The sequence below is a fragment of the Virgibacillus dakarensis genome (assembly GCF_900155625.1).
Lineage (GTDB): Bacteria > Bacillota > Bacilli > Bacillales > Amphibacillaceae > Lentibacillus_C > Lentibacillus_C populi.
Map to the genome: position 1 here is coordinate 1 of NZ_LT732552.1, position 5,648 is coordinate 5,648.

Here is a 5,648-nt window from a genome sequence, read left to right on the forward strand (position 1 = left end):
TGGAAAAAATGAACAACAATTATCCCGAACATTTAACTCGCTTAACGTGATAAATAAGGAAAAGCAGTTAAATGTTCGGGATAATAAAAACTTCGGAATAATCCTTTTTATCCAGAGTTCAGGATAACAAAGATAAATCGAGCGCTGAAGGAACGGTGGGTAATATTTCGACTTGGATCATTGCTTCTCTTCGAAACCAGCAGTTTTTCTCTATCGAAGAGTTGAATCGGGCCATTCGAGAAAAATTAACAGAGTTTAATACCAAGCCCTTTCAAAAAAAGAAAGGAAACAGGCTGACAGCTTTCATGGAAGAGGAAAAGTTTTCTTCCCATTGCCTGTTTCCCCATATGAGATAGCTGCTTGGAAAAAAGCAACTGTACAATATGATTATCACATACATTTAGATAAAATGTACTATTCCGTACCATATGATTATATTAAACATCAGGTGGATGTACGTCTGACAAAAGATATCGTGGAGATTTTCTACAATCATTTTAGAATTGCATCTCATAAAAGGTTATACGGAGAAGCTGGGCAGCCAAGCACGAACCCAGATCATATGCCCGACAAACATAAGCAGTTTATTAATTTCAATCGAGAATATGTCTTAGATTGGGCTAATTCTGCGGGCATGCATATTTTGGCCACTGTCCGAAGCATATTATCATCCTATAAAACTGAAAAACAAGGTTTAAAATCATGTCTTGGACTAATAAAACTGGCAGATAAGCATTCTATCGAACGTTTAGAAAATGCATGTGAGAGGGCCTTGGCTTATACACCAAGACCGACACTCAAAAGTATTCAAACGATATTAAAGACAGGTCAGGATAAACTGCCGACAAATGATTTGGAGAAAACAGAAGAAAAAGCAGGAAGTTCCTTTGGATTCACTCGCGGAGCTGCCTATTATGGGGGAGAAATAAAATGACAAAAGAAACAACACTAACGAAGCTAACTGAAATGCGTATGTCTGCCATGGCGGAAACTTATCAGGAACAATTAAGAAACCCAGAGTATCAGGAAATGACATTTGAAGACCGTTTTGGATTACTTGTGGACATGGAATGGTCACGTCGTCAAAACAACAAATTAGAGCGTCTTATTAAAAGCGCACAGTTAAGTAATAATCAGGCAGCAGTAGAAGATATTGAATACCATCCAGACAAAAAGCTTGATAAGTCTCAAATCCTGCGGTTGGCTACAGGGAATTACATCGAGGAACACCATAACATAATTCTGAAAGGGGCATCAGGGAATGGAAAAACATACCTCGCTTGTGCATTTGGCATAGCTGCCTGCCGTCAGTTTTATAAAGTAAAATATGTTCGATTACCCGATCTTCTTGACGAATTAGCGGTGGCAAGAGGCGAAGGTGTATTCCGCAAGGTGATGAAGCAATACAAGAAAGTCAACCTTTTGATTTTGGATGAGTGGCTTTTAACCCCATTAAAAGGAAATGAAGCACGGGATTTATTGGAAATCGTTGAGGCAAGGCACCGGACGGGCTCAACCATATTCTGTTCTCAGTTCGACCCAAGGGGCTGGCATGAAAAGATCGGGGAAGAAACACTGGCAGATGCCATATTGGACCGTATTGTCCACGATTCCTACAGTATTCTTATCGATGGAAAAATATCCATGCGAGAAAGGCATGGCCTAAAGGCATAGGATTATTCTCGGTAGCTAACGCGCGATGCTTGTTTTCTTCTAATTCGCATGACGCTTGCTTCGCAAGCACACGCTCATTACGAAGCTACACCCGCCACCCATAAAAAATGAATGTAGCACAGGCATTGGATTTTAAAATAATACTAGGAAGGTGTGCCCTATGATAGATGGTTACATGACACTCTTGGAAACTATTAAACTACTACACAACTATGAGATTGAGTGCGATGAAGAAGACGTAAGGCAATGGATAAATGAAGGGAAAATTAAAGCGAAAGAGAACGGTAACGATTATAAGGTTGACGAGCCAGATGTTCTAGACTTTTTAGTGGATTTAAGTTACGTCGGAACCGCTTATGAAAAAGGGATTGATGATAAAACGAAAATCGAGCGCCTCATGACTGAAGTGGAAGAGTTACAAAAAGAAAATGATAAGTTGTACCGTGAAAAACAGAAACTTGAAATTGAATTGGGAATTCTGCCGTTTTAATGATGAAGGCACTCCCAGCCAAGCTGGGAGTGCCTTCCAAACATTGGTGGCTCACCCATGTCATAAGTGGCTCTATTATATGTCACAAGTGGCTCAAAAAGATGGCAGAGGTGGTTCTATTCAATGGCAATATTCAATATTTTCGCATTTTCCCTACTACCTTCATTTATAGACAGTTTATTTAGTACCTTAAGAGCCCTCTGGCTACGCCTAATATTTTGATTAATAGAATCCTTTAGTAATATAACCTTATCAATGTCTGCCTTTTCTACGTTATCTTCTAGACCATTTAGTATTCTCTCATTCACAAAACTGAAATCACCAAACAAATAATCTACAATATTTCTATTCAATGCCCTTAACTCTGTTATGTCAAAACAATCCTGATTACTCATGGTGATACAACTATGAAATATAGATATTATCTCATCAAATGCTTCTGATTTATTGGCAATTTCATCTTTATCAAGATCCTCAAATGATTTTCCAGTCCTTGAAAATGTCATGTAGGTAATAAGCCCAAATATTATAGCATCAATGTTATCTTTACTGGATATCTGTGTGTTCTGTCTATCTTTAAAATGTTCTTTGATTTTTTTGGATGAGTATTGAAAGAACTCTTCTAGGAAATCAAAGTCCCATGTGTCCAATATATAATCAGAATTCCCCACTAAATAATCTACTGATGTGTTAAACAAATTTGCAAGCTGAACAATTTCTTCTAAAGATACTTCTCGTTCATTATTTAAGTATTTCTGCAGAGTTGTACGGTCAAATTCTAGACACTCCATTAGTGAATTTCTAAAAACATCGAAACCATTTATTTCTATCAAACGCTGTAATTGATCACTTAACATTTTTTTGGTGGTTCGCTATTCATTGTCATTCCGCCCTTCATTCACTGATATTTTATCATCGTAATTTACGGCCCCTATATTAATATTGGATAGATGTGGTTAAATAATTTTTAATACTTTTTATTAGAACATTTTAGGTACTACCTACAGCTATATCAATATAGCCTGTCAAAGAAGTATTATATATCCAATTACTAAAGAAGCGGGAATAGAAAATACGATTACCTTCCCTTGCGAGGTAATACTATTATTAATTTCAGGACCTTTATAATTGTTTCTTGCTAAGATATAACCTCGAAGAATGCAATACCAAAAATATCCCCCCGACATTAAAAACATTAGAAGATATATGCATAGAACTACATTATTAGTTAATACATAAATAGTAGAACAAAATAATAAATACAAAATAAACTTTCCTAAAAATACGATTATGACAAAACTTTTTGGAAAACCCTTCTGTAATTCTTCTGCTTTTATAGGATATATCTTCGCAAGAATGATATTAAAAATTAAACCACCAAAGAATAATGTGCAAAGTGAAAAAAAGTAATAATTCGATGTAGGAATTTTATAATACCACCACATTAAAGGTAAACATATAGTAGTAAAGCATAAAGAAAAATAAAACATAATCGCTATCATACCAATCTTATGCCAAGGAAATTCAATTATTTTTCCCACATGTGCTCACCTCCATATTTTGCTATAATTTTAACGTAGATGGTAAAATATATCCGCTAATATGAGCACATTCTGTTTTGAAAACCAAGAACAAAAAAAGACAGGCAATTACCTGTCTTTTCTGTTACGATAATAATATTTTGTAGTTTGTGTGTATAATGTAGATACCGGTGGTCGGGGTCGAACCGACACTCCCGAAGGAACACGATTTTGAGTCGTGCGCGTCTGCCAATTCCGCCACACCGGCATATTGTCTTTGGAGGCGGCAACCGGATTTGAACCGGTGATAAAGGTTTTGCAGACCTCTGCCTTACCACTTGGCTATGCCGCCAATATGCAAAGTAATGGAGCGGAAGACGGGATTCGAACCCGCGACCCCCACCTTGGCAAGGTGGTGTTCTACCACTGAACTACTTCCGCATAATGGCTGGGCTACCAGGATTCGAACCTGGGAATGACGGGATCAAAACCCGCTGCCTTACCGCTTGGCTATAGCCCAAAATATTTGAATTTAATTAATGGGGCGATCGGTGGGGATCGAACCCACGCGTGCCGGAGCCACAATCCGGTGCGTTAACCACTTCGCCACGACCGCCATCTTAAACATGGCAGGGGTAGTAGGAATCGAACCCACATCAAAGGTTTTGGAGACCTTCGTTTTACCATTAAACTATACCCCTACTTATTTATATATGAAAAAAGTAAAATGGTGGAGGGGGGCAGATTCGAACTGCCGAACCCTGAGGGAGCGGATTTACAGTCCGCCGCGTTTAGCCACTTCGCTACCCCTCCATAATGGAAAACACAAAAATGGTGGCTCGGGACGGAATCGAACCGCCGACACAAGGATTTTCAGTCCTTTGCTCTACCGACTGAGCTACCGAGCCTCTATATATTAGTGAACAAATTGCAACAACACTCTATTAAAGTGGCGGTCTGGACGGGACTCGAACCCGCGACCTCCTGCGTGACAGGCAGGCATTCTAACCAGCTGAACTACCAGACCATTTAATGAAGAAAAAAATACTAAGTTAATTTGATTGAGTTAAAGAAAATTTGGTTGCGGGGGCAGGATTTGAACCTACGACCTTTGGGTTATGAGCCCAACGAGCTACCAGACTGCTCCACCCCGCGATATGAAATTGATGGTGGAGGATGCAGGGCTCGAACCTGCGACCCCCTGCTTGTAAGGCAGGTGCTCTCCCAACTGAGCTAATCCTCCAATTAAGTTTAAGTGGTGACCCGTACGGGATTCGAACCCGTGTTACCGCCGTGAAAGGGCGGTGTCTTAACCACTTGACCAACGGGCCAAAGTTATTTAAAGGTGGCGGAGAGCGAGGGATTCGAACCCTCGAGGCCGCGATAACGGCCTACACGATTTCCAATCGTGCTCCTTCGGCCACTCGGACAGCTCTCCATGGCTCCACAGGTAGGATTCGAACCTACGACCGATCGGTTAACAGCCGATAGCTCTACCACTGAGCTACTGTGGAATGGAATCGATTAGCCTGGCGGCGTCCTACTCTTGCAGGGGCAAAGCCCCAACTACCATCGGCGCTGGAGAGCTTAACTGCTGTGTTCGGCATGGGAACAGGTGTGACCTCTCCGCTATTGCTACCAGACCAACAAGATGTTAGTCATTCTGTGTTGTCCACAGGATGTGAATGATTTAAACAGAACATTCTTATTATCCAAGTGATCACCAATAAATTTTCAGTGACAACCAATATTATAATTGTTTTTCGAAAAAAATCAAGTAAAATATCGAAATATGTATAAGGTTTATACCTTGGAAACTAAATAAGAGATCCACAAGCAACGAAATCAGATTAGATGGGTTATAGTTAAGTCCTCGATCGATTAGTATCCGTCAGCTCCACGTGTCACCACGCTTCCACCTCGGACCTATCTACCTCATCGTCTCTGAGGGATCTTACCTTCCA

Annotated in this window: 5 protein-coding genes, 14 tRNA genes and 2 rRNA genes; 3 read left to right on the plus strand and 18 right to left on the minus strand. The window is 40.0% G+C overall.

The genetic code is table 11. The annotated features are described in order from the left end of the window. Window positions 1-331 precede the first annotated feature (331 nt). From CZ382_RS00090 to CZ382_RS00100, 3 genes are all read left to right on the plus strand, one after another. Window positions 332-934 (plus strand): Mu transposase domain-containing protein, encoded by a 603-nt coding sequence (locus CZ382_RS00090; protein ID WP_200809503.1) that lies wholly within the window; start codon window positions 332-334, stop codon window positions 932-934. Further along, window positions 931-1,674: an IS21-like element helper ATPase IstB gene (gene istB, locus CZ382_RS00095; protein WP_088049258.1), complete on the plus strand. Its 744-nt coding sequence runs from the start codon at window positions 931-933 to the stop codon at window positions 1,672-1,674. Before CZ382_RS00090 ends, istB begins: the two co-directional genes overlap by 4 nt. 160 nt (window positions 1,675-1,834) lie before the next feature. Further along, a complete protein-coding gene (locus CZ382_RS00100) occupies window positions 1,835-2,164 on the plus strand; it encodes a hypothetical protein (protein ID WP_088049259.1) in 330 nt (109 codons plus the stop codon). A 116-nt stretch (window positions 2,165-2,280) separates the two neighbouring features. On the opposite strand, the gene CZ382_RS00105 is transcribed toward CZ382_RS00100, so the two are convergent. From CZ382_RS00105 to CZ382_RS00190, 18 genes are all read right to left on the minus strand, one after another. Then, a complete protein-coding gene (locus CZ382_RS00105; protein WP_159457737.1) occupies window positions 2,281-2,955 on the minus strand; it encodes a helix-turn-helix domain-containing protein in 675 nt (224 codons plus the stop codon). A 234-nt stretch (window positions 2,956-3,189) separates the two neighbouring features. Beyond that, complete coding sequence (locus CZ382_RS00110) at window positions 3,190-3,705, minus strand: hypothetical protein (RefSeq protein ID WP_088049261.1); 516 nt, start codon at window positions 3,703-3,705, stop codon at window positions 3,190-3,192. A gap of 165 nt (window positions 3,706-3,870) precedes the next feature. Then, window positions 3,871-3,952 (minus strand) — tRNA-Leu (locus tag CZ382_RS00115). 10 nt (window positions 3,953-3,962) lie between these two features. Beyond that, window positions 3,963-4,036, minus strand: a tRNA-Cys gene (locus tag CZ382_RS00120). Window positions 4,037-4,050: 14 nt separating this feature from the next. Further along, window positions 4,051-4,125, minus strand: a tRNA-Gly gene (locus CZ382_RS00125). Window positions 4,126-4,129: 4 nt separating this feature from the next. Beyond that, window positions 4,130-4,204: transfer RNA gene (locus CZ382_RS00130), tRNA-Gln, on the minus strand. A 20-nt stretch (window positions 4,205-4,224) separates the two neighbouring features. Beyond that, window positions 4,225-4,300: transfer RNA gene (locus CZ382_RS00135), tRNA-His, on the minus strand. Between the two features lie 11 nt (window positions 4,301-4,311). Next, a tRNA-Trp gene (locus CZ382_RS00140) sits at window positions 4,312-4,385 on the minus strand. 27 nt (window positions 4,386-4,412) lie between these two features. Further along, window positions 4,413-4,497 (minus strand) — tRNA-Tyr (locus tag CZ382_RS00145). A gap of 19 nt (window positions 4,498-4,516) precedes the next feature. After that, a tRNA-Phe gene (locus tag CZ382_RS00150) sits at window positions 4,517-4,592 on the minus strand. A gap of 42 nt (window positions 4,593-4,634) precedes the next feature. After that, window positions 4,635-4,711: transfer RNA gene (locus tag CZ382_RS00155), tRNA-Asp, on the minus strand. 51 nt (window positions 4,712-4,762) lie between these two features. Next, window positions 4,763-4,839 (minus strand) — tRNA-Met (locus CZ382_RS00160). A gap of 12 nt (window positions 4,840-4,851) precedes the next feature. Then, window positions 4,852-4,927, minus strand: a tRNA-Val gene (locus CZ382_RS00165). A gap of 13 nt (window positions 4,928-4,940) precedes the next feature. After that, window positions 4,941-5,015: transfer RNA gene (locus CZ382_RS00170), tRNA-Glu, on the minus strand. 15 nt (window positions 5,016-5,030) lie between these two features. Continuing rightward, window positions 5,031-5,122, minus strand: a tRNA-Ser gene (locus CZ382_RS00175). 1 nt (window position 5,123) lies between these two features. Then, window positions 5,124-5,198: transfer RNA gene (locus CZ382_RS00180), tRNA-Asn, on the minus strand. A gap of 13 nt (window positions 5,199-5,211) precedes the next feature. After that, window positions 5,212-5,327: ribosomal RNA gene (rrf, locus tag CZ382_RS00185) — 5S ribosomal RNA — on the minus strand. A 218-nt stretch (window positions 5,328-5,545) separates the two neighbouring features. Continuing rightward, a 23S ribosomal RNA gene (locus CZ382_RS00190) occupies window positions 5,546-5,648 on the minus strand; the annotation flags it as partial.

Coding starts and splice junctions, on each gene's coding strand:
- CZ382_RS00100 (WP_088049259.1), top strand. CDS start 1,835: ATGATAGATGGTTACATGACACTCTTGGAAACTATTAAACTACTACAC.
- istB (WP_088049258.1), top strand. CDS start 931: ATGACAAAAGAAACAACACTAACGAAGCTAACTGAAATGCGTATGTCT.
- CZ382_RS00105 (WP_159457737.1), bottom strand. CDS start 2,955: ATGGAGTGTCTAGAATTTGACCGTACAACTCTGCAGAAATACTTAAAT.